The organism is Kordiimonas sp. SCSIO 12603 (assembly GCF_024398035.1).
Lineage (GTDB): Bacteria > Pseudomonadota > Alphaproteobacteria > Sphingomonadales > Kordiimonadaceae > Kordiimonas.
The window spans coordinates 2,596,808-2,621,263 of record NZ_CP073748.1 but is presented as its reverse complement, the minus strand read 5'-3'; the positions used below and the strand labels follow the sequence as shown (position 1 = coordinate 2,621,263).

At 43.5% G+C, this 24,456-nt stretch carries 19 protein-coding genes; 18 read left to right on the top strand and 1 reads right to left on the bottom strand.

The genetic code is table 11. The features are described 5' to 3' along the window. The first annotated feature begins 32 nt into the window (after positions 1-32). The 6 genes from KFE96_RS12160 to KFE96_RS12135 all read left to right on the top strand — a co-directional run bounded on the left by KFE96_RS12160 (position 33) and on the right by KFE96_RS12135 (position 6,172). The gene (locus KFE96_RS12160) at positions 33-914 is read left to right on the top strand and encodes a DUF692 domain-containing protein (protein ID WP_255832829.1); all 882 of its coding nucleotides are present in this window, start codon (positions 33-35) and stop codon (positions 912-914) included. Then, a complete protein-coding gene (locus KFE96_RS12155) occupies positions 907-1,602 on the top strand; it encodes a DNA-binding domain-containing protein (protein WP_255832828.1) in 696 nt (231 codons plus the stop codon). Before KFE96_RS12160 ends, KFE96_RS12155 begins: the two co-directional genes overlap by 8 nt. Positions 1,603-1,615: 13 nt before the next feature. Further along, entirely contained in the window at positions 1,616-2,287 is a 672-nt protein-coding gene (locus KFE96_RS12150) for a DoxX family protein (protein WP_255832827.1), read from the top strand. A gap of 108 nt (positions 2,288-2,395) precedes the next feature. Further along, entirely contained in the window at positions 2,396-2,887 is a 492-nt protein-coding gene (locus KFE96_RS12145) for an Lrp/AsnC family transcriptional regulator (RefSeq protein ID WP_247020295.1), read from the top strand. Further along, positions 2,847-5,516 (top strand): aminopeptidase N, encoded by a 2,670-nt coding sequence (pepN, locus tag KFE96_RS12140; protein ID WP_255832826.1) that lies wholly within the window; start codon positions 2,847-2,849, stop codon positions 5,514-5,516. The genes KFE96_RS12145 and pepN overlap by 41 nt, the downstream gene beginning before the upstream one ends. 254 nt (positions 5,517-5,770) lie before the next feature. Next, a complete protein-coding gene (locus KFE96_RS12135) occupies positions 5,771-6,172 on the top strand; it encodes a helix-turn-helix domain-containing protein (RefSeq protein ID WP_247020291.1) in 402 nt (133 codons plus the stop codon). 69 nt (positions 6,173-6,241) lie between these two features. Here the strand turns inward: KFE96_RS12135 and KFE96_RS12130 are convergent, their stop codons facing one another. Beyond that, the gene (locus KFE96_RS12130; RefSeq protein ID WP_255832825.1) at positions 6,242-8,677 is read right to left on the bottom strand and encodes a hypothetical protein; all 2,436 of its coding nucleotides are present in this window, start codon (positions 8,675-8,677) and stop codon (positions 6,242-6,244) included. 161 nt (positions 8,678-8,838) lie between these two features. Here KFE96_RS12130 and KFE96_RS12125 point away from each other — a divergent pair, with 161 nt between their 5' ends. The 12 genes from KFE96_RS12125 (at position 8,839) to KFE96_RS12070 (ending at position 24,455) form a co-directional block, all read left to right on the top strand. Further along, entirely contained in the window at positions 8,839-9,747 is a 909-nt protein-coding gene (locus tag KFE96_RS12125; RefSeq protein WP_255832824.1) for a nicotinate-nucleotide--dimethylbenzimidazole phosphoribosyltransferase, read from the top strand. A 107-nt stretch (positions 9,748-9,854) separates the two neighbouring features. Continuing rightward, on the top strand, positions 9,855-11,243 hold the full coding sequence (locus KFE96_RS12120) for a TIGR03013 family XrtA/PEP-CTERM system glycosyltransferase (protein WP_255832823.1): 1,389 nt from the start codon (positions 9,855-9,857) through the stop codon (positions 11,241-11,243). Positions 11,244-11,262: 19 nt separating this feature from the next. After that, a complete protein-coding gene (gene prsT, locus KFE96_RS12115; RefSeq protein WP_255832822.1) occupies positions 11,263-14,073 on the top strand; it encodes an XrtA/PEP-CTERM system TPR-repeat protein PrsT in 2,811 nt (936 codons plus the stop codon). Between the two features lie 97 nt (positions 14,074-14,170). Beyond that, on the top strand, positions 14,171-15,280 hold the full coding sequence (locus tag KFE96_RS12110; protein ID WP_255832821.1) for a glycosyltransferase: 1,110 nt from the start codon (positions 14,171-14,173) through the stop codon (positions 15,278-15,280). After that, entirely contained in the window at positions 15,264-16,277 is a 1,014-nt protein-coding gene (galE, locus tag KFE96_RS12105; protein WP_255832820.1) for a UDP-glucose 4-epimerase GalE, read from the top strand. Before KFE96_RS12110 ends, galE begins: the two co-directional genes overlap by 17 nt. Before the next feature lie 277 nt (positions 16,278-16,554). Then, a complete protein-coding gene (locus KFE96_RS12100) occupies positions 16,555-17,187 on the top strand; it encodes an XrtA/PEP-CTERM system exopolysaccharide export protein (RefSeq protein ID WP_255832818.1) in 633 nt (210 codons plus the stop codon). A 46-nt stretch (positions 17,188-17,233) separates the two neighbouring features. Beyond that, complete coding sequence (locus tag KFE96_RS12095) at positions 17,234-18,859, top strand: XrtA system polysaccharide chain length determinant (RefSeq protein WP_255832817.1); 1,626 nt, start codon at positions 17,234-17,236, stop codon at positions 18,857-18,859. A 17-nt stretch (positions 18,860-18,876) separates the two neighbouring features. After that, positions 18,877-19,974 carry an XrtA-associated tyrosine autokinase gene (locus tag KFE96_RS12090; protein ID WP_255832816.1) on the top strand — a complete coding sequence of 366 codons (1,098 nt, stop codon included), beginning with the start codon at positions 18,877-18,879 and terminating at the stop codon, positions 19,972-19,974. Between the two features lie 74 nt (positions 19,975-20,048). After that, positions 20,049-21,458: a TIGR03016 family PEP-CTERM system-associated outer membrane protein gene (locus KFE96_RS12085; protein WP_255832815.1), complete on the top strand. Its 1,410-nt coding sequence runs from the start codon at positions 20,049-20,051 to the stop codon at positions 21,456-21,458. A 6-nt stretch (positions 21,459-21,464) separates the two neighbouring features. Next, the gene (locus KFE96_RS12080; RefSeq protein WP_255832814.1) at positions 21,465-22,517 is read left to right on the top strand and encodes an XrtA/PEP-CTERM system-associated ATPase; all 1,053 of its coding nucleotides are present in this window, start codon (positions 21,465-21,467) and stop codon (positions 22,515-22,517) included. Further along, positions 22,507-23,415, top strand: coding sequence for an XrtA system polysaccharide deacetylase (locus tag KFE96_RS12075; RefSeq protein ID WP_255832813.1), 909 nt, complete (start codon positions 22,507-22,509; stop codon positions 23,413-23,415). The genes KFE96_RS12080 and KFE96_RS12075 overlap by 11 nt, the downstream gene beginning before the upstream one ends. Before the next feature lie 2 nt (positions 23,416-23,417). Further along, complete coding sequence (locus KFE96_RS12070) at positions 23,418-24,455, top strand: FemAB family XrtA/PEP-CTERM system-associated protein (RefSeq protein ID WP_255832812.1); 1,038 nt, start codon at positions 23,418-23,420, stop codon at positions 24,453-24,455. The last annotated feature ends 1 nt before the right edge of the window (position 24,456 follow it).

Genomic DNA, 24,456 nt, shown 5'->3' with positions numbered 1-24,456 from the left:
CTGAATTAGTTGCTGGGTAGTGGTTATATATTATGGTTAAACAGCCCATTCACTTACTATCCAGCAGCAATTTGCCTGTTGGCGTGAGCTTGAAAAGCCAACATTTTGAGGATGTACTACATTCTCAACCAGATTTGGCTTTCTTTGAAGTGCATGCTGAAAACTATATGTCTGATGGTGGTGCTCACCATCGGTACCTTGAAGCTATCCTGGAGAATTATGCCCTCTCTATTCACGGTGTAGGCATGTCTCTTGGATCAGCACAAGGTTTGGATGCAGATCATTTGAAACGGTTTAGTGCGCTTGTTGAGCGTTATAATCCAGCTTTAGTGTCTGAGCATCTGGCTTGGTCTGTTCATGATGGGTATTATCTTAGCGATCTGTTGCCACTTCCTTTGAATAAAGAAAGTTTGCAGATTGTTATAAAAAATATCGATACTATGCAGCAGGCTTTAGGTCGACAGATTTTGGTAGAAAATCCTTCTGCTTATTTAGCATTTGAACAAAGTGAAATACCTGAGCCTGAATTTTTAGCAACTATTGCTGAAAAAACGGACTGTGGTTTGTTACTTGATGTAAATAATGTTTATGTTTCAGGTACTAACATGCACTGGAATACGGATAGCTATCTAGATGATTTCCCTCTTGATAAAGTAAAGGAAATTCATTTAGCAGGTCATGCAATTCGTGATGTAGAAGGAACACCTCTGCTTATTGATGATCACGGCAGTATTGTGTGTGATGACGTTTGGGATATTTATCGCCGCGTCACTGCAGAAGCGGGCGCTGTGCCGACACTTGTTGAATGGGATAGCAATATCCCTAGCTTTCAGGTGTTGATGACAGAGGCAGAAAAAGCAAAATCTATTTTGGAACGTCAAGCTGGGGAGCAGGAGCTTGCTCGCTATGCTTGAGGAACTGCAGAAAAATTTCAGATTGGCTATTCAGCAGGGTGATGCCTCAACCGGCATTCTTCCTGCGATTGTTAATGACGGGGCAATTGCTCCAGAGCAACGTTTGCAAGTTTATCAGAATAACTTTCTGCTAACGCTTGCTGATAACCTTCAGGCTGTTTTCCCTCTAGCAGAAAATTTTGTGGGGGAGGCTTTCCTGAGGGAAGCGATTAAACAGTTTATTCGTGCACATCCGCCCAGAGAAGCTGCTTTGGACGAGTATGGCTCTGAATTTGCTGATTTTTTTGAAAACTATGAGCATGCGGAAGATGTTGTCTATATAGCAGATATCATCCGTATCGAATGGGCTATACATCGCTTACAGTATGTAAGCCCTGTTTCTGCTGTTGCAGATAAATTAACGCTTAACCCTCATGTCAGGATTATTGAAAGTGATTATCCGCTTTTAAACCTGTGGATGGTTGGGCAGGGGCAGTTAATGCCGGAGGCTGTTCATTTAGAACAAGGTGGACAGACTGTATGTGTTGTTCTTGATGGTGGTGAAATAAAGCTATATCCGCTGACTACGGAAGAGAGGGCTTTACTTCAAAATCTTAAGAATGATCTCGAAGATGTGACTGTTAATGCTTCTATGGTAGGGTTAGATGCTTTGACACTTAAAGGAGTTGTGCTCGCTAGCGAGCCATGAAAGGTCAAAGAAAGTGGAACAAATTAGATCTTTGTTTGCCAAGTTAACAGAATTTGGCAATCGTTTTTCTACACAAGATTATTTCCTGTTGTTTTTACGTGCATGGGCTGCAAAGATTTTTTATCAGTCTGGCCGTACAAAAGCAGCTGCAATTGATACCGATCCAGAGCTTGAGGTTGATCAGGTAATCGAGGCGCTAAAAGGTGCTTCACTGGATGACAGTGTTGTAGCGGCTATTCAGGAAAACTTGGACGAAGAAGAAACATACTATGTTTCAGATATTGTAGATACCGCTTCTGAACTATTTCCTGACGCTGGTGTTGCTGAAAAATTCCAGCAGCAGTTTGAACCAACTTTTGGTGATCATGTAAGCGCGTTTTTCTCTATCAATGACAGTACTACATCATTGTTTGAAGATGAGTATGGTATTGATTATATTGACCCAGAATTTATGGGACAGCTTGCACTTTATGCAGAGACATTTTTGCCGTTAATGATTTTGTTTGGTATTGGTGCTCGTCTAGGTGCATTTGGTCTTTTAGGAATGACGCTCTTTATCCAAATACTTGTATATCCAGGTATGTTTGCGGATCACGCAACATGGTTTGCAGCTCTTCTTCCAATTGCATTACTTGGTGCAGGTAAACTATCTTTCGATAACCTTTTGATCAAAGGCGAAAAATAGCTTAAATGAAGTTCCTTCATGGCTTCTTGCGAAGCTGTGAAGGATTATTATATTAAAAACAGCTATCTGTTTCCAGTACCGGCTGACAAGCCGAAGTTGAGGTGTTTTATGGATGAAATTGATCGCAAGATACTAAATTTGTTGCAAAAAGATGCAACTATGAGCACAGCAGAGATTGCTGAAGCTGTAGGTCTTTCTACAACACCTTGTTGGCGTCGTATCCAGATTTTAGAGCAGGAAGGTTATATCACACGCCGCGTTGCTCTGGTTGACCGTAACAAAGTTAATGTTCCTCTTGATGTTTTTGTAGCTATTCGCACAAATGAGCATAATTTTGAATGGCTAGACGAATTTGCGGAGATGGTTTGTGACTTCCCTGAGGTTGTTGAACTATACCGCATGAGCGGTGAAATCGATTATTTGATGCGTGTAGTTGTGCCAGATATGGCAGCCTATGACGTATTTTATAAAAGTCTGATCAAGAAAGTTCAACTTACTGACGTGAGTTCTTCCTTCGCGATGGAACGTATTAAATATACAACAGCGCTTCCTTTGGACTATGCTGTTGAAAATACGAAAAATCGCCGCAAGAGAGGGTAACTTGGACGCAAGCTTGGTATCACCTGCTTCAAAAAAAGAGATTTTTTTGAAGGATTATTCTGCACCAACTTTTTCAATTGAAAAAATTTCGCTGTTATTTGAGCTGTTTGAGGATAGCGCAATAGTGACAGCGAAATCGGTGTTTCGAAAAACAATACCAAGCGAAACTACGCTAACACTTGATGGCGGCCAATATATGGAGCTCCTAACAATAGAGCTTGATGGGCGCCAGCTTTCTCCAAATGAATATACCCTTACAGATACTTCTCTCGTTATTCATGGTTTACCTGAAGTATTCGAACTCACCGTAAAAACAAAACTAAAGCCAAAAGAAAATACACGCCTTGACGGCCTTTATTATTCCGGGGGTAACTTCTGTACTCAGTGTGAGGCTGAAGGCTTTAGACATATTACTTATTTTCTCGACAGGCCAGATGTGCTCGCGAGCTACGATGTGCGAATAGAAGCAGATAAAGCCCGGTATCCAGTTCTACTAGCGAACGGTAATAGAAGTGAAAACGGTGATCTTGAGAATGGGCGCCATTTTGCTGAATGGCATGATCCTCATCCAAAACCGAGTTATCTATTTGCGTTAGTCGCTGGCGATTTGGCAGAACGGAAGAGCTCTTTTGTTACAAAGAGCGGTAACGAAATTGAACTGAACATTTACGTACGCCCGGAGGATATGGAACGTAGCGAATATGCTATGGGGGCACTTCAACGCTCTATGAAGTGGGATGAAGACGTATACGGCCTTGAGTATGACCTCAATATCTACAACATCGTTGCGGTGTCTGATTTTAATATGGGGGCGATGGAAAATAAGGGACTAAACATCTTCAATACAAAATATGTGCTTGCTGATCAGTATACAGCTACAGACGCTGATTTTGGGCATGTTGAAGGTGTTATCGGGCACGAGTATTTTCATAATTGGACTGGGAACAGGGTTACGTGCCGGGATTGGTTCCAGTTAAGCCTTAAGGAAGGGCTGACAGTATTTCGGGATCAGGAGTTTTCTGCTGACTTAGGGTCTCGCTCTTTAAAACGGATCGAAGATGTTAAGGCTCTCAGGTTTTCTCAATTTCCAGAAGACGGAAGCCCACTAGCGCATCCAGTACGCCCTGAGAAATATGTAGAGATCAATAACTTTTATACGGCAACCGTTTATAATAAGGGAGCTGAAGTTATTCGCATGATGCATACCCTTATCGGTGCATCAGCTTTCCGTGATGGTATGGATCTTTATTTTGAACGTCATGATGGACAAGCAGTTACATGTGAGGATTTTGTCAAAGCTATGGAAAGTGCTAGCGGGATGGATCTCAGACAATTCCGTCTTTGGTACTCTCAAGCAGGCACTCCAACAGTTTCATTTGAGCGCCGTAGAAAAGGTAATGATGTTTCTCTCAGACTAGAGCAAGCCTGCCCAGCAACACCTGGCCAAGCCACTAAAAAAGCTAATCATATGCCAATTGTTATTGGATGGTTGGATGCCAGTGGTAAAGAAATTACCCCTGCTATTGAAGGCTCTGGGAACTGGAACGGTACCAGCTGTTTGTTGCAGCTAACGGAAACCATGCAAGAATTTGTATTTAGAGATGTGCCAGAGGGTGCTGTTCTAAGTTTTCTTCGAGGCTTTTCAGCCCCAGTGTTAGTGAAATCAGATTATAGTGAAAGCGAATTGGCGCATTTGATTAAATGCGACACTGATGCTTTTGCGCGCTACGAAGCAGCGCAGACTTTAGCAACTGATGTTCTAATTGCAGCATATGAGGGTGTGGATAGTACAAGTAGAGCGGTATACTTGGAAGCTATTTCAGGCTGTTTGTCTGCGGATCAACAAGATGATGCATTACTCGCCGAATTAGTTTCTATTCCAAGTGAATTGGAAGTAGGCCAGAAAATTTCTGAACTCGATGTTGAGCGTTTGCATATTGTGCGAGAAGCTTTGCTTAGAGAAGTTGCTGAACAGAATATGAAACAACTTTTGGGTATTTATCAGAGTCTGAAGCAATCAGATTACGAATTATCTGAACAAGCCAAAGGTAAACGCAGATTAAGAAATCGAATGCTTTCCTACTTGTCATTGCTTGATGGAGGGGATCAGATTGTAAAAACGCATTATCATGATGCTAATAACATGACTGATCAAATAGCGGCGCTGATTGAGGTATCGCACGGTGACTTTGATTATCGTCAGGAAATATTTGATGATTTCTATAAGCAGTGGCACGAAAACGAGTTGGTTATAGATAAATGGTTTGCTGTTCAGGCACAAAGTAAAAGGTCAGATACCTTGTCCTTGGTAGAAGAGTTGTCGAATCATGATGATTTTTCTTATACGAACCCTAATCGACTACGTTCACTTGTTATGAGTTTCTCTCTCTTGAACCAGAGAGGCTTTCATGCGGCAGATGGATCCGGATACAAGTTTTTGGCTAATGTTATTGCTGAGGTCGACAAGAAAAATCCGCAAACCGCGGCAAAATTAGTTGCTCCTCTTGGAAGGTGGCAAAAACAGCCTCAAAATAATGCGGCCTTAATGAAAAAATACCTGAATACTCTGTTGGAAACATCGACGTTAAGTGATGATGTTAGAGAACTTTGTGAAAAATCAGTAGCTTAAAGGCTAAAGTATTGGCAATAACAGAATAGTTATTGCTTAGATGAAAGGAGTAATAGAAAATATTGCTTCTTATTACAAAAAGATGTAATTTGCGCCTCGGCGTGGGGGCAATGAACAATCTTGTTTAATAACAATGTGGCATGTTTGTAAGTGTTATATCGTAGCCTGTAATCAAACGACTGGTTGTAATAAGACTAGCATTAATACAGGTTGGCGCTTATAATTAAAATGCCAATCACCGGAGAGAGAGTGGAATGATTAAAAACCCTGATCCAATCGATGTACATGTTGGTCAAAGGGTTCGCGCCCGCCGTAAGATGCTTGGCTTGTCGCAAACTCAACTTGGTAAAGAATTGGGTGTGACTTTCCAGCAGGTTCAGAAATATGAACGTGGTACAAACCGTATCGGGTCAAGCAGACTATTTAGAATGTCTACGACCCTTGATGTACCTGTGGCATATTTCTTTGAAGGCGCTGAAACAAAACTTCCTGGTTATAGTGAATCTGTAGAGGCACTTACTGAGGAAACTTTTGAAAAGCAGGAAACACAAGAGCTTGTAGAAGCTTATTACCGAATTGCAGACCCACGCATCCGCAAGAAGGTACTTGGCTTGGCTCGTTTGCTTTCCAGCGGCGTTGACGAATACGGCATGTAAAATACCAATAAAGAATAAGAAAAAGGCGCGAATGTTATTCGCGCCTTTTTTATTTGTATGACTTTTAAATTATGTAAGTTCTTTTTTCTTCTTACGTTGACGGCGTATACCGTAAGCAAGAGCAGGGGCCAGTAAGAACAACGCACCTGGTTCAGGGACTGCTGTAACAATACGGATGATTGCAGTGTCCAGGCTCGTGAAGATAATATCACCTGGGAGGAATACAGAGCCTCCAGTGATAATATTAAGTACTTCACCGTCCTCAAGTAGGCGTCCGTCGTAGCGAACTTGAATTGTGATATCAACGTCGCCCGTTTCGTCGAATAACGTACCTTGGCCAGTTTGTACGGTTAACTGGCTACCTGTACCGATTTCTTGGCCGTCAAGAATCCAGACCATCTCAAAGTCTGAACTGTCTGTTAGGCTACATACAAGTTCTGTTTCGAAAGTCGAACCACAACCGTCAAGTAGGAAATCCTCACCTAGTGTGACCGGGTCATAAACCTCATCATCACCGCCGCCTGCATCAAGAACAAGTCTCAGTGGTGCAGGGTCCGGTTCTGGCTCCGGCTCCGGCTCAGGTTCTGGCTCCGGCTCAGGTTCTGGCTCCGGCTCAGGTTCTGGCTCCGGCTCAGGTTCTGGCTCCGGTTCAGGTTCTGGCTCCGGTTCAGGTTCAGGTTCTGGCTCCGGTTCAGGTTCAGGTTCTGGCTCCGGTTCAGGTTCTGGCTCCGGTTCAGGTTCTGGCTCCGGTTCAGGTTCAGGTTCTGGCTCCGGTTCAGGTTCAGGTTCTGGCTCCGGTTCAGGTTCAGGTTCTGGCTCCGGTTCTGGCTCAGGTTCTGGCTCCGGCTCAGGTTCAGGTTCTGGCTCCGGCTCAGGTTCTGGCTCAGGTTCTGGTTCATTTGGAGCACCAATGTCAGGTGTACCATCTGGTTCTGGCTCTGGTGTGTCGTCGTCTTCTTCAGTCAATGGTGTCTCACCGCCACCTGTAACAGGGGCTTCTGGAGTGGCTGCATCGGCTTCTGGTGTTGGTAGGCCACCAGACGCATCAGAGAAAACAACGCGCGCATCAACAATAGGTAAATCTGTTTTTAGGATATTTTCCGCTGTTAGGTTTTCACCCGCTGCTGGCGCGATGCGTTGAATAAATTCAACAACCTGTTCTGCCAATTCTTCATCAATACTGGTGTCAGCTTCAGGATAGATAATTACAGCAGTTACATAAGTATCTTGACCGCCTAATTGACGGAAACTGATGCGTAGTGTGCCATCAACAACTTCAGCTCTGGTTACGAGCATATGACCAGTCGCAGGTCGGTAATTGTCGCCACCAGACTGAAGTAGGTTAGGGCCCGCTTGCGCCATAGGCTCAAGAAGTCTTAAAGATGCGCTGCCGTAAGTATTACTTAAGCGTCCTTGGGTAATGTATGGGTCCGCAGAAGCAATTAATGGAGCTGAACTAGAACCAGAAAGGCTAAATTTCACTTCACCATTTTGATATGAGGCTGCTTCACCACCCGCGTCTGTCAAGCGACCAGGACCTTCGGTGGAAAGTTTCATCAGTGGTACGATATCGTCGGTGGCGCGTGTATCAACCATGTTGATCTTACCGCCGTTCCTTTTCACATCCACCCCGAACGGATAAAGTGGTGCTGAACCATTTTGACGTGGAGCCGTTAGAATAACAACGCGGTAACGGCCATTTTTCAAGCCAGAGGCTACAAATTGCTCTACGTTACGCACACCATTGCGCAAGATAGAAGGGCCCGCGGTATCACCCTCATCGTTGATATTATCACCGATGAGCATCTTACTTTCTGAGCCTACACGAATAAATTTGTCATAAGGTTCGTAGCTAGATGGACCTAAATCCCATCCGATGGCATCATCTTGAAGTTTGAAGGAACGATCCAGAACAAACGGAGACATGAAGGCTGTCCAGTGTGTTCTACCGCCCGCTTCAATAATTAGATTTGCAGCATCAGAAATTGTGGTTAGGTCATAGTCACCTGCTACTTCTTCGATTTTCGCAAGTAGAGCATCCATACGTCGCTTGAGCTCGTCCGCATCGCCCATCGCTTGGTTTAGGTATGATTGCACAACCTGGAAACCCCATTCATCAACAGCAAGAGCACCTTCAACGGCTTCCTCAAGTGTTACTGATGGGAATGTCTCAATACGAGCCTCCACTGGTTTTCTGATAAGTTCAGCACTACGTGTACCAGTCAGATAAAAGTCAGCTTCGTTTGTATTTTCGGCACCTTCCAAAGCAGGGCGGGAAATTTTAAGTCGGCGAATGCCAGGAATTTCCTTGGGTGGCGGCGTAGTCATAGCGTAGGTCGCTGGTGGTGGCAGTAAGCCATTTCCAATTACCGGGGGAAGCGTATCATCCAGAATGACGAGTTCTGGTGCGTCGCTGCTATGAATACCGTATAGGATAGTGCCCGTTGCCACGGCTGTGCCAGTAAGCAACGTCGCGATCACTAGAGATTTATTACTTGCGAACATTAGTAAACATACTCCATGCCACCTAAATGAGAAATCATTCTAATTTACATTGGTATTTAAAATAATTCTAGCTATTTATTCATTGAACTAAACAGTTTAGGCGGGTTACAAGCCCATTTAACCCTGAATATTTGTCGTGAATTAGAGAAAAGATCTTCCTCATGAAAACAAAAACACCTTTTGAAGATTTGAAAAGCCTGCTTGAGCAATTGCCGGCTGTTGATGCTTGTGGTGAGAGGAAAGTTAAAGAACTTCAAAATGTGAAAGGTTCTCAACTATCTGAACTTGAAGAGTTTTCTTCCTGGCTGGCTGGCTGGCAGGGAACAAAAAGTCCGTCAGTAAACGAAACTCATATTTGTGTTCTGGCGTCTTCATATTCAGGGTATGATGCTGAAGCTGCAACTGCGTTTATAGCAGCGGCTTCAAAAGGATGCGCGCCAGTTAATAAATTATGTGTGGGTAACGGAATAGGGCTTCGGGTTCTTGAAATGGCACCTGAAATTCCACACGAAATTAATTCGAATTGGACAGAATCGGAATGTATGGCCGCAGTCGCTTTTGGTATGGAAGCTACCGCGGCGGGTGGCCATTTGTTAGGCTTGGGCAGTCTTGCGCCTGGTGGGGAAGCGAGTTCCTATACACTCATTGCTTCATGTTTAGGGCAGGCATTCCAAGACATGGAGCTTGAACAAGATGAAGTTTGGATTGATACAGCGAAATCGTATCTGGCTGGATTAGATAATGAAGCTTCCCCTCTCGATGTTTTACGTCAATACGGTGGACGTGAAATTGCAGCGTCTGTAGGAGCGATTATCGCGGCGAGAAGCCGTCGTTTGCCTGTTCTTGCTGAAGGTTGGGCGTCTTTGGCCGCTGTTGTGTTACTGGAAACACTTAAAAAAGGCGCGTGTGATCATGTGAAGATAGCTGCTGCACAAGATTGTATGCAGAGAGCGATCTTGAAACATATTCGCAAGCAACCGTTGCTGAACGTTACGATGCCTGTAGATGCAGGTTGTTCTGTGGCCGTGGCGCAGGGTGTTATGAAAGCTAGTCTTGATTTGCTGAATTAATTCTTTGTTGCTAAAAAAGTAATTCTGAACAAATACTTGCCCTAACGTTTTATTAACCCTAACTTGGTTTGGGGCGTGAGAGTAGATCTACTAGGACATAGAGGTTCATGGTTCGAATATTCCGCCATTATGTTTCACCCATTAAATTGGCGTTGGCGATTACCGATTTCGTTGTAATAACAGCATGTGTGTTTCTTGCTGAATGGCTTCGATTTTACGTAATTGATTTTCCTTTTGAATTAGGTTTGCAAGCTGTAGTAGCAAAGGTATTAGTGCCAGTCATTATGGTGCCAGTATTGTTGGGGGTTGGTGGATATCAATCAGATGCAGTAAGAGACTTAAGGGTTTTCACCATACGGCTAGTTGTTTCTATTGTTGCCGTCAGTGTTGCTGTGTCAGCGTTATTGTATTTCCTTCCTATGTTACCGCTTTGGCGTTCTATTTTAGTACTGGCGCTTTCACTATCATTCACTTTTGTTATGCTTGTTCATGCGTTGTTTCTAAAGTTCTCCAATACAAATTTTTTGAACAGGCAAGTGATTGTTCTTGGGGCAGGCAAGGCAGGTGTTGAACTTAAAGAGTATGCGTCAAAAGCAAAAGAAGCTGGCCTTAATATTATTGATACGATTGCGTTGCCTGGGCAAGAGGTCGAAATTCCTGGCGCCAAAAATATTGAAGATATAGGTGCATTCGACGAATTCGCACGTAATTCTGATGCTGAGTTAATAATTATTGCTAGTTCTGGAAAGCAGGAACTGCCTGTAGATGCCTTAATTTCTTGTAAATTATCAGGTATTGAAGTGAAAGACCGTTTGAGTTTCTTCGAACAAGTTAGGGGGTATGTGGATCTGGAATCCGTTAAAGCGGAGTGGATCATCTTTTCTGACGGTTTTAAAGGTGGTAACTATTTTGAGCGGGCATTGAAGCGTATTCTTGATATCGCGGTAAGTTCACTGGTTCTTTTCTTGACCATCCCGTTAATGATTTTCGCTGCAATAGGCGTTGCTCTTACAAGTAAAGGGCCTGTTTTCTACCGACAGGAACGAGTTGGTCTGAACGGAGAAACTTTCAACCTGCTCAAGTTTAGAAGTATGACAGTAGATGCGGAAAAAGAAGGGCGGCCAGAATGGGCTAAAGAAGCCGATCCTCGTGTCACTAAAATTGGTGGTTTCCTGCGCCGTACACGGATTGACGAATTACCCCAGCTTATCAATGTATTCCGGGGTGATATGAGTTTCGTTGGGCCTAGACCGGAAAGGCCTTTCTTTGTTAATCAGCTTGAAAAAGAAATCCCGTTCTATAAGGAGCGGCATTGCCTTAAACCAGGGATTACCGGTTGGGCTCAAATCCAGTATCCTTACGGCGCTTCTATAGAGGATAGTAAACGGAAGCTGGAGTATGATTTATACTATATTAAAAACTATTCTATTTTTCTCGATTTACTGATTATCCTGCAAACACTACGAGTGGTATTGTTTCCTGTAGGCGTTAGATAGAAAATTGATGGAGAGTATCTTGCCTAAGAACAGAACAGCATTTTCTCGAACCAAAGGCTTGATGTTAGCTTTGATGCTAAGCTCTTCATCGCTAGCGATTGCTCAATCGGATGTTTTTTCTGAAGCACGAGCGGCAATTAGTAGTCGAGATTATGAACAGGCAATTACAATATTGAATGATATTGATGCAGCAGGCGAAATAGCTGTGCAAAAATATCTTCTTTTAGCTGATGTGTACTTGCGTTCTGGCGCCGGTATTCCAGCTGAAGCTGCAGTCGATCGAGCTCGTAGGTTTGGTGCTGATTATGCCGCTACTTCAGTACCTTACGCCAAATCATTACTTTTGCAATCTAAGTATAATGAAGCTTTGGAAGCTTTGCGAGGGGTAACGATCCCTCAAGCTTTTTTGGCTGACGCTTTTATCGTTTCAGGTGATGCTAGTTTTGCTTTGCGTCGCTATAGCAATGCAGAAACAGATTACCAACAAGCCAGAGAGTTGAGCGATGCTGCTTTTGAGCCCTACCTTGGATTATCAAGGCTTGAATTGCGTAAAGATAACCTTGAAGGGGCATCGAAGCTTGTTGAAGAGGCTTTCAAGCGTGCACCTGAAAATACCATGGTACAATTTACTCGAGGTTTGATAGCAAAATATCAAGGAAATCTCGAATTGGCTGAGCAGCGTTTTAGAGAGTCTGTGGAGCTGTTTTCAGGCAATCTAATGTCTAACCTTGAATTGGCTTCCTTGATGATTGGTAAGGGCGATATTCCTGCCGCAGAAGAATATCTGGATTCGGTTTATGCTGCCTCGCCTCGGCAGCCGATGGCTATATATCTTTCTGGGGTGATATCAGCACAAAAGAAACAGTTTGAAGACGCTGATGCTTATCTTAATCGTTCCAGGCAGATAGTGGAAAACTATTTGCCTGCAATGTATGTTAGAGGATTGGTTTCGTATCAACTAGAACGGTTCGCTGAAGCGGCAAGATATCTTAAACGCGTTTATGAAGTTCGACCAGGAAATACGACTACTAGAGTAGCCTTGGCTGGGGCCTATATGAAGATAGGGCAATCAAGAGCCGCGCTTGATATTCTGGAGCCAATGTTAGCAACTGAAGGCGGCAAAAAGGATGTCTCTTTATGGTCTATGGCTGCTACAGCTGCAGCATCATCTGGGGATCTAGAGCTAAGTAAAAAGTATCTTAGTATTATCGCTGACCTCGGGGAAGAAGCATCTGGTAATATAGTAAGTAATTTTGATGCTCGCATAGCTTTGGCTACCTATGTTGAGGGCGCCCCTGAAGAGGCTTTGGCTTCTTTTTCTAATGTTGTTGCAGGTAGGGAAGCAGAGCTTAGGGAATTAGGCGTCCTTGGTAGTATGCAGCTAAAAAATAAAGATTATGACGGCGCAAAATCTACCGTGGACCGTATTTTGTCAACTGCACCCAATAGAGCGTTGGGGTATAATATTCAGGGTACATTATTATACAGGTTGGGGCAGTTTTCAGACGCCGTTAACTCCTATACCAATGCTATAGACCGGAATAGTGAATATTTTGCGGCCTATAGAAACAGGGCGCTTGCGCACTATCGGTTGCAGCAATATGCGGAAGCAGAACGAGATCTGAAACGTCTCTTGGAGTTTCAACCAAATGATAGCCGTTCAAAAGCTGTTTTGGGACGTACTTTATTAGCGCAAGGAGAGGCTCGGGAAGCCGTTGATTATTTCCGTGAAGCAATTAGGGCTTATCCACGATCCGCACAGTTGTCTGCAGACTATGCGCAAGCATTAAGTGAAGCTGGCATAACAACTAAGGCAATTGAACAAGCCCGATTTACGAGTGTTTTGGCCGAAGAGAAACCAGAATTGCTTAAGCGTATGGGAATGTTGCTTTTAGATTTAGGGCAACCGCGAGCGGCAGAGCGGCCTTTATCTAGACATGCTGCATTTAACTTTACCTCGGGCGAGGCTCACTTGTTACATGGTCGGGCGATGCTGCAGGTAGGATTGTATACCGGCGCTAGAATGTCCTTTGAGCGCGCAGAAACAGCTCAGAACAATAAACCAGATCATGATGTGGTGAATTGGTATATATTTGCTAGTCTTGCCGAGGGACAACAATTCTCAGAAGCTAAAAAAATGCTCCCCGTTCTTGTAGAGGGCAAAAGACCAGAGGACGTTCTAGCAGGTATTGTGGGTAAGCTTTTGTTTACTTCAGGTGAGGTTGTGGCTGCAGAAAAAGCGTATCGCGATGTTCTTCAAAAATTCCCCGCAGACGATGTAATTATCGGCTTAGCTAATGCCTTGAAAGAACAAGGTAGGCAAGAAGAGGCTGTGGTGGAATTGCGTTCATATGTAACAGCTAACCCTGACAGCAGAATAGTACGCTCGCTTTTGGGGCATTATTACGAAGAAATCGGTGACGATGAAAGCGCGGGCCATCAGTATGAAATTATATTGAACACTGGACTTGTGGATGCAGAAATAGCCGCTCGGTTAGCTATGGTATACCTCCGTAGAGGAAATAAGCTGAGTTCGAGATTAGCAGAGCGAGCCTATTTAGTGTTGCCAGATGACCCTTATATTTTGGATGTTTATGGTTGGGTGCTTCTACAGGCTGATAGGGATACAAAGAAGGCGATTGATGCTTTGAGCAAGGCAGTTCGTAAAGCGCCTTCCAATGCGCTCTATAAATATCACCTGGGAATGGCTTATCTTGCACAAGGTAGTCGCTCTAATGCCCGCAGGTACCTAACGCAAGCTATCAATTTAGATGATAGTTTTAGTGGCGCCGAGGAAGCTAAGCGTCAGATCCAGCTTTTAGAATATTAGTTTTATACTGTCAGGCAAGTCATTGAATATTCTTCTTTTTTCAGCGCTTTTTCCGCATGAGGCAGAGCCAACTTTGGGCATATTTGTCGAGAACCGAATGCAGCACCTTCTTGCGCAAAAAGATGTTGAAGTTACGGTGATCGCGCCAGTTCCTTGGTTTCCTTTTAAGGGGAAAGTTTTTGGAAGTTATGGCCGTTCTGCTGCAGCTCCTAGCGTAGAAATCAGAAAAGGGGTGACAGTCTATCACCCACGGTATTTAGTCATCCCGAAAGTTGGAATGCTTCTTACTCCGTGGTTTTTATTCCGTTCTGCAAAGCGTTTAATATCCAAGTTGCTAAAGAAGGGTATGAAATTTGATATTATCGATGCTCATTATTTATATCCTGACGGTGTTTCTGCCTCAAAGTTAGCTAAAGAGTTTAATCTGCCATTTGTGATGACTGCACGTGGTAGTGATGTAACGGAAATTGGGTTAATGAATAAACCTGCAGCTATGATATGTGAGGCAACAGCTGCTGCTCAACATATTATCACTGTGAGTAACAACCTTAAGCGCGATCTCATAGAAATGGGTGTTGATGGCAATAAAGTTACAACTCTGAGAAATGGAGTTGATCTAGCGCGATTTCAGGAAAAACGGCGATCAGAGCTGCGTTCGCAGTATGGTAGCAAGCCTACGATGGTATTCGCCGGTTGGCTAATTCCCAGAAAACGTATTGATTTGGTATTGGAAGTTACAAAGCTGATACCTGATTTGCAGACAGTCATTGCTGGAGACGGGCCTTTAAAAGCTGAAATGGAAAGCAGGGCTACCAGTCTCGGTATTGCAGATCGAGTGTTTTTTGTTGGACAAAAGACACCGGAACAAATGCCTGAAATATATAGTTCGGGCGATATCTTGTTGCTTCCATCTGATAGAGAGGGATGGGCAAATGTGTTACTTGAAGCCATGGCATGCGGCACACCAGTTGTCACAAGGTCTATTGGTGGCGCACCTGACCTTATAACGGACGATGTGGCGGGGCGAGTGGTGGATAGCGAGGAGCCCATAGATATCGCTGAAGCCGTAAAAGATTTATTGCATAATTTGCCAGAACGTAAGGCAGTAAGAGACTTTGCGCAAAATTTTGATTGGCACGCTACATCTGATGGGCAGATGCAGATTTTTGAAAAAGCTATCCGAGATCATAATGAAACAGAAAAATGAAACTGTAGAAACAATATTGGTTACGGGCGGTGCTGGGTATATTGGTGGGCAGACCGTGCTTTGTTTACTTGATGCTGGTTATAATGTTGTAGTTTTAGATGATTTGTCGACAGGCCGTATCTGCTCTTTTCATGAGCAGACGGTTTTTTATGAAGGTAAAGTTCATGATCAGGAGTTGGTCGAGCAGATAATAGAACAGCATAATATCCGTTCTATTATGCATTTTGCGGGTTCAATTAAAGTCGATGAATCTGTTTCTAATCCTTTGAAGTATTATCATAATAATACAGAAGGTAGCAGGCTTCTAATTGAAGCGGCTATAAGTAAAGGCATCCAACGATTTATCTTCTCATCTACTGCCGCAGTTTATGGCGAGGTTCCAAAAGGGGAAAAGGTAACTGAAAAAGCTAACACTTATCCTCTTAACCCTTATGGTTGGTCTAAATTATTTACTGAACGACAATTGGTAGATGTGAACCGTGCTCATGGTTTGCAATATGGTATCCTCAGATACTTTAATGTAGCTGGTGCAGATATGTCGGGGCGACATGGACAGTATCTAGAGAAGCCCGTACATTTGATTGGTCGTGCGATTGATGCAATGCGTGGTGTGGTTCCGCCTCTAACAGTTTTTGGCAAGGCTTTACCAACTAGAGATGGTACGGGGGTTAGAGATTACATCCATGTACAAGATTTGGCATCCGCCCATGTGGATTTGCTCGGTTATTTGAAGGCTGAAACAAAAAGTGCGCTGTATAACCTTGGCTATGGAAAAGGATTAAGTGTTCTAGAGGTGATCAATACTTTGGAACAAATCTCTGGTGAACAGGTGCCACATGTTTTTGGTATTCCTCGGGAAGGTGAAGCCCCGGAGGTGGTGGCTGATAATACTAAACTTGTGGCAGAATTAGGTTGGCAACCTAAATATGATACTATTGATGAAATAATAGCATCCTCTCTGAAGTGGTTGGCCTTGTTAGAAGGTAATAATAGGTAAGTATATGACTACATTATATTTTCTTTTCTTCTGCCTGGTAAATGCCTATATTATTTTCTGGTGTTTTCGATACGATGATAAAGAAGATTTTGAAGGGCAGAAAAGGGATAAACGTTTCACGCCAGTAAAGAAAGAGAAGTCCGAAACGGATAAACCTTAGCGGTTTATTTAAGGTGCAAGTGTTGATAGTATTAAATTTATGTATTAGATAGGTCTAATTTTATAAAATTTACTTAGATGTAAATAGTTATGCAGCTTTGATGGGAAGGGCGTAGACGTGCGAACTACACTTTTTGGTTCAATTAAATTGGCAGTTTTGTCTCTTGGTGTTTTAATTGTATCTGCTTGCTCGGATCATCCGGAACTGCCTCCAGCTCCCTTTGTGCCACCAAACGAAGGTCCGGGACCCAATTATCTCATTGGTCCTTTGGATGGTTTGAATATTTTTGTTTGGCGTAACCCTGAGCTTTCTACAACGGTTACTGTACGCCCTGATGGTCGTTTGTCTATGCCGCTTATCGATGACTTACCGGCTACAGGTAAAACACCTAGCGAACTGGCTCGGACGATTGAAGAGGCTTTGGATGCTTTCATTCAACAACCTATTGTAACGGTTGTTGTTCAAAATTTTGTTGGACCGTTTTCTCAGCAGGTGCGTGTGGTTGGTGAAGCTGCGAGCCCACAATCTATTCCATACCGCGCAAATATGACACTTTTGGACGTTATGATCCAGGTTGGTGGCCTGACTGAATTTGCAGCAGGGAATAGAGCTACACTTGTTAGATTTGAAGATGGCCTTCAAAAAGAATATAGTGTTCATATTGAAGATTTGATCAAAGATGGTGAAATCGAAGCGAACGTAAAAATCCTGCCGGGCGATGTTTTGATCATCCCTGAGAGTATTTTGTAGTATGATGTTGACGTAACGAAGCTTTTTGGCTTCAGGAGAAACGAATATGGCTGCTCAAGGCCTTGGGTTACACGACGTTTATCAACAGATTAAAGCTGTTGCTTACGGTGTTTGGCGTAAGCGATGGTATATGTTGGTTACTGCGTGGGTCATAAGCCTTTTAGGTTGGGGCGGTGTATCAACGCTTCCATATAACTATGAAGCTAACGCACGTGTGTTTGTAAACTCTGAAACGGTTCTTCCTGCTATCGCTGACCGTCTGGGTATTAAAATTGATGTGGCACGTCGTGTAGATATTATTCGGCGTACACTTGTAACGCGGCCAAATCTTGAAGGTATCGTCAGGCGATCAGACTATCTTGATCGTTTGGTAAACAATGATGGTGATCGTAATGCTCTCATCTCCGATATGATGCAGAGTATTCGTATTGTCTCTTTGGATGGTGGTATATACAGAATTCAATATGAAAATAGCGACAAACGCCTGACCGATAGACAGCGTGCTGAGGTCGTCCGTAATGTTGTAAATGAACTGCTAAATGCATTTATACAAAGCAGGGATGAAACAAGTGTTGATAACATTGATTCAGCCCGTGATCTTTTGCAACAGAGTCTGAGAGACTATGAAGAACGCTTATCTGAAGCAGATAGGATTAGAGCAAAATTCAGGCAAGATAACCTGGAATATCTTGGGCAAGGTAACTTCGTAGAAAGGCTTGAGAAAGCTCAACTTGGTCTTCGCGATACACGCCGACAGATATCAGAACTAAGGGTGGCTCAGCAGACAATTCTTGAGCAATTAAAGAATGTACCGCCTACTTTATCTCAAGCGGCTTCAAGAGGGCTAAGAGGTGGTTCTGATAAAAGTGAGCATGAAGAAAGGCTGGCTGACCTTCGCAAGAAGCTGGACCAATTGAAAAGCTTGGGAATGAAAGACCGCCACCCGGACGTGGTGAACCTCACCCGCCAAATTAATGCTGTTAAAGAAGAAGCTCGTAAAGAACTGGAAACGATTGAAAACGAAATTAAAGCGTCCGGTAAGGCTGGGAAGAAATCAACAAACCGTACGGAAGTCCCTAACCGTTTGTATGAAGACTTAACAGTACAAAACATTAATTATCTTACGCAGATCAGAAGTTTGGAGCAGCGTGAAGTTGATCAAACTTCGCTCGTTAAGGAAATGGAAGAAAAAGCACTTCGAGTTCCTGAATTAGAAGCAGAGCTTGCACAGTTAGAGCGTGATTATTCCACTATTAACCGTCAATACGAAGAATTATTAAGCCAGAAGCAAGATCTTGATCTGCAGGTGGAAATCGAAGGGGCAGATGAAAGCCTCTCCTTCAATATCCTTGAGGAGCCGGTGGTTCCGCAAAGCCCTGTAGGACCTCCACGCTTACTATTTCTAAGCTTTATACTTGTGGGTGGTTTAGTTTCTGGTTTGGCTACAGCAATTGTATTGTCACAGCTACGCCCTGTTATCGTAACTGTTGAGCAATTACGTAGTCATTTTGATCTACCGGTTTTAGGAAACGTATCCAAAACTATTTCAGAAGATGAAAGTAAGAAACGTAGTGTGGAGCTTATAGGTTTTGCAGCAGCTTTCTTGTTGCTATTCGTGGTGTTTGCGGTGTTTGTTGCTTTTGACATCTTCGGTGCGCCATCGGTTGGCTAAGGTAAAGAGTAGTATTTATGGACCTGATTGAACGAGCCAATAAAAAAGAAGAAAAAAAGAAAAAAGGCGTTTCGCTTGTAGAGCGTGCAGCTGAACTGTCTGGCGCGCCTGCTGCGGTTGGTTTGGGTGTACCTAAAAGTAAACTAGAACCATCTGATAAAAGAGATCCTTCCTCTTTAAATCCGGCTTTGGCTGGTGATGAACAATCTGCGAAACCTAAGGCGTTTAAAGGGATTGGGGCTTATGACCCTGATGCAGTAAAACAGTCTCGAGTGATTGCTGATGAAAAGAAAATTGACGATACGTCTTCTACTGAAGTTATAGCACTTCAAGAGGAACAACCTCAGCAATCTAACCTTTCTGCACCTCGCAAGCAAAAAAGACGTGAAGAAGAAGTCGATTTGGTTGCTTTGCGTGAAGGCGGGTACATTACGCCTGATATGCCACCAAATCTGATGTCAGAGGAATTCAGGATTATCAAACGTTCTATTCTTCTAAACGCATTCTCTAAAGGCGTTCAAAGAGATAAAAATAGTAATGTGATCTTGGTTACCAGCTCTAATCCGGGTGAAGGTAAGACATTCTGTACCATCAATCTGGCTTTATCGATTGCAACTGAGCAAGATACAACCGTTCTTCTTATTGATGCAGATTTCTCGAAGCCTGAAGTTCTAAACCGCCTCGGCGTTGCGGGGGGTAGAGGTTTGATGGATGTTGTAGCTGACGAAGATCTTGAATTGGGTGATTGTTTGATTAGAACAAACATTCCAAACCTCGTACTTTTGCCTGCTGGACGGCAACATAACCTTACAACAGAGTTACTTGCTTCTGAGCGAATGCAGATGATTGTTGAAGAATTGGCGAACAGATACCCAGATCGTTTGATTATTTTCGATAGCCCGCCAGTACTTGCGAGTTCTGCGGCGTCAGTGCTTGCGCTTTACATGGGGCAGTGTGTCTTTGTTATCGAAGCGGAGCAAACAACTGAGCCACAAATTAAAGAAAGCCTGAATATGATCAGTGCTTGCGATAATATTAATTTGCTACTAAACCAAACCAGATTTAGCGGTAGTAATAAGAAGTTTGCTTCTTATTATGGCTATGGGGGTCGTTAAAGGTATTTATTGTGGCGGTTTTAAAGCCAACATTTCCTTTATATCTGCTGATAGGGGGCGGACTGTTTCTGGGCATGAGCCAAGAAGCTCAGGCTCAGCACAGATGGCTTGACCCTCGTATTGAAGGCAGAATTACACTTACTGATAACGTGAACCTAACGGAATCTAACCGTATGGGTGATGTTGTATTGAATCTTGGTGGGGGATTAAATTCTCGCTATGAAGGTAATAGAGTGCAGGCTGCCATCGATTATTCAATCGATTACCTTTATTTCCTATCTGATGGTGAAACAGATTTTAGGCAAGAATTATTTGGTTCCCTTGATGCTGAAGTAATTGAAGATCATCTGTTTATTGGCGCTAGAGGTAGCATTGAACAACGCTTTCTGAATCAGCGTGGAAGCTTATCTAGCAATTTTGCAAACCGAACAAACAATAGGCGCGCACTGCAAACCTACACTACCTCAGCTCTGTTGCGAGGTGGTTTGGGGAATTTTGCTGATTGGCGCATTAATTACCGCTTTGGTTTGCAGTTCTCTCCAGCAGATAACCTTGAAGATGAAACACTAACGATTAACTTCTCAGATACCAAATCCCATGAATTGAATGCAACTGTTGGCTCAGGTAACAGGTTTAACAATTTTTCATGGCGTGTTGGTGTATCTCACCGTCAGGTACTTCGTAATCTTGAGCAATCGAATGACTTTAAAGATCAGAATGCCTTTGCGGAATTAATCTATAAATTCAATCGTCACTTTCAGTTAATTGGTAATCTTAGCTATTCAAACAATGATTTCCAAAATGAAGTGCTGAACCAGCAGGGTTTTGGCTGGGAAACTGGCTTCCGTTGGACACCAGGTCGTAAATTAGACCTTACATTAACTGGTGGTAAAACCGGAAACCGTAGAACATGGAGTGGAAATCTTCAGTATTTCTTCACTAAACGCTTGGATTTCTTGGGGACTTATACAGATACAATCACGGCCAATACTCTCTTGACGAATAATGATCTACAAGGTTTCAGGTTTGATCAAGAACTAGGTCTTGTTGACCCTCAAGGTATCCCTGTTGACGAAACTGACCCAAGGTTTTCATTCTCAGATATTGATTTCCGCCGTAGGAGCCTGAGAGGTACCTTGACCTGGAGACATAAACGAGACAGGGCATTTATCTCTGCTGATGCCGAATGGCGTACGTTTGACAATGATTCAGGTACAGCTAAATCATATGGTGTTTCGGGTCGGTGGATACACGAAATTGATAGAAAAACTACACTTGAAACAGGATTAAGTTATCGTAGAAGTCGCTTTGAAGGTCAAACAAGGGTAGACGACTTCATAGTTGGTAGTCTAGATTGGTCGAAAACTATCTCGGAATATTTCCGGGCGTCTATAAATTTCACTCATAGTGAAAGACAGTCGAGTGAACAAGGAGCAGATTTGGAAGAAAATGCTCTAACGTTGTATTTAAGAGGGACATTCTGATTAGTTATGTATGAAAGCTTTTATAATCTTCAGGGACGCCCTTTCCAGTTAACACCGGATCCGCGATTTTATTTTAGTTCGCGCACGCATAAAAAAGCGATGGCGTATCTGAGCTATGGTTTGAATCAAGGGGAAGGCTTCATCATTGTAACCGGTGATATTGGTACTGGTAAAACAACGCTGGTTCGCCACCTGTTTGATACACTTGACCGTAATGAATTTATTGCAGCGATGATCGTTAGTACGCAGCTTAGCGCGGAAGATCTATTGCGAAGTGTAGTAGCGGCTTTTGGGCTTGATGCACAAGCGGATGATAAAGGACAATTGTTGTCCCGCCTTGAGCGCCATTTGCGTGAGCAGTATGCCATGGGGCGTAGAGCGCTTCTCGTTGTTGATGAAGCTCAAAACTTATCGAACGCTGCGCTGGAAGAAATGCGCATGCTTTCTAATTTTCAGGAAGGCGATAAAGCGCTTATCCAAAGCTTCCTTGTTGGGCAGCCTGAGTTCCGTGAACGCATTTTTGCCGCTCCGGAACTTGAACAGCTTCGCCAGCGAGTGATTGCAACGCACCATCTTGAGCCTATGGAGCAAGAAGAACTTGCTTACTATATTGAGCACCGTCTGCGCCTAGTTGGTTGGGATAATGACCCTTGCTTTACGGTAGATGCCGTAGAAGAAATTTATAATCAGTGTCAGGGTGTACCTCGCCGTCTGAATACTCTGTGTTCTCGTGTGCTGCTATATGGTGCCCTTGAAGAAATCCATGAAATTGATGCTGATGTTATCAGGGCAGTTGTTTCAGATATGGCAACGGATCAACGGCCGGTTCAGGCTGTTTCATCTGCTCGCCCTGTCCAGTCTCAGATACCGCCACCGGTAAATCGCCAGAATGATGCGACCATTCCTCTTGAAGCGTCTGGTGGTAAGAGTGTAGAGGAAATGGAAAACCGCATGGATAAGCTTGAGAATATGATGAAATCGCAGGATGAAACACTGCAGAAGCTTACCAGTATTATGGCTCAATTAGCGGCTGGCGGTAGTAAAGGCGATGACAGCTAACGAATTTTCTGAAGACAAGTTTGAAAAGGCGGACTTGTCTTCTACAGCGTCTCCGCAACGGCACTCTTTTACTGTAGATGTAGAGGAATGGTTTCAAGTTGGGGCCTTTGAAAATACCTTCTCCACCGAAGACTGGCCTACGCTTGAAAGTCGCGTTGTACTTCAAACACGTAATATTCTTGAACTCCTGAAGAAGTATAAAATTATAGGCACTTTCTTTTGTTTAGGTTGGGTAGCTGAACGTGCCCCATCTTTAATTAAAGAAATTGCGGATGCAGGCCATGAAGTAGGATGCCACGGAATGGCACATCAGCGCCTTTTCACGATGTCTCGTGAAGAGTTCAGAAATGAAGTGCGCGCGTCCAAAGAATTGCTAGAACAAGCAAGTGGCCAATCTGTTTTAGGTTACCGGGCGCCAAGTTTTTCACTAACCCCAAATGTGTGGTGGGTTTACGATGAGTTAAAAGAAGCTGGTTTCAAATATTCTTCGAGCCTGTATCCTGTGAAAACTGATCATTACGGTTTAGCCACAGCGCCTCGGCAGCCATTTTATCCTGCAGGCAGAGACGGAATACTGGAAATCCCTCTTACAGTATGTGATATGCCATTCAAAAGGCTGCCAGCTTCAGGCGGCGGTTATTTTCGGCTGCTTCCTTATTTTCTATCGAAGTATTTATTATCTAAGGGGGCTGAGCAGGCATCTTCGCCAAGCATTTTTTATATGCACCCCTGGGAAATGGATCTGGGCCAGCCTTATGTAGCTGAAGCTCCGTGGCTTTCGCGGTTCCGCCATTATCAGGGGCAAGCACAACTCCCTCTAAAATTAATAAAATTGTTTAATGCGTTTCAGTGGGATAGCATGGAAAACATATATGCTGACCTGCTTCAAGAGGACTAGGTATGGATATCATTATCAGAGAGGCTACCGATGAGGATAGTGCCTCGTGGGATGCCTTTGTTAGTGATCATCCAGATGGTACTTTTTGCCATCGTTATGGCTGGAAAACAGTTCTAGAAGCGGGGGCAGGGCAAAAGTGCCCGTATTTGGTCGCGTTATCTGGTGGGCAGGTAGTTGGTATTCTTCCTCTAAGTATTCGTGATAGTTTTCTTTTTGGTAAGGCTGCAATTTCAAGCATGTTTGCGGTTTATGGCGGGCCGTTGTCTGTAAGTGAAAAAGCGCTATCACTACTTAATGAAAAAGCTTGGGAAATTACCTGTGAAAGCGGTGCACACAGCCTTGAATATCGGACAATCCAGTCTTTATCTTTTGAAGGTTGGGTTACTGAAACAGGCGTTGCCGCCAGTTTTCAGAAGGAACTGAAGGAAACGGCTGAAGATATTCTGTTGGATATCCCAAGAAAACAGCGTGCAGTTGTTCGAAAGTCTTTGAAGCATGGTTTGCGCTGCTCCTGGGAAAAAGATTTAGATACTTTTTATGCACTATATGCAGAAAGTGTTCGTAATTTGGGGACGCCTGTTTTCCCGAAAAAGTTGTTTAACAAGTTTCTAGAAGTATTTGAAAAAGAAACAGATATTCAGATTGTCTACTCTCCTGAAGGTGAGGCAATCGCCAGCTTGATGACTTTTTATCATAACGACCATGTTCTTCCCTATTATGCAGGTGGAAATGCAAAAGCACGTTTATACGGTGCCCATGATTTCATGTATTATGAGTTAATGGTGCGTTCTGCTAAGAATGGTTTTAAAGTGTACGATTTCGGGCGCAGCAAGGTAGGAACCGGGCCTTATAAGTTCAAAAAGAATTGGGGATTTGAACCAATTCCGCTGAATTATCAATTCCGCTTAAAAGAAGGTGAAGAACGTAAAGAAATTAACCCTCAGAACAAAAAGTTTGAGCTGATGGTAAAGGTTTGGAAGAAGTTGCCTCTTCCTGTGGCAAATATTCTTGGCCCCCCAATTGCCAGGCATCTGGGGTAGG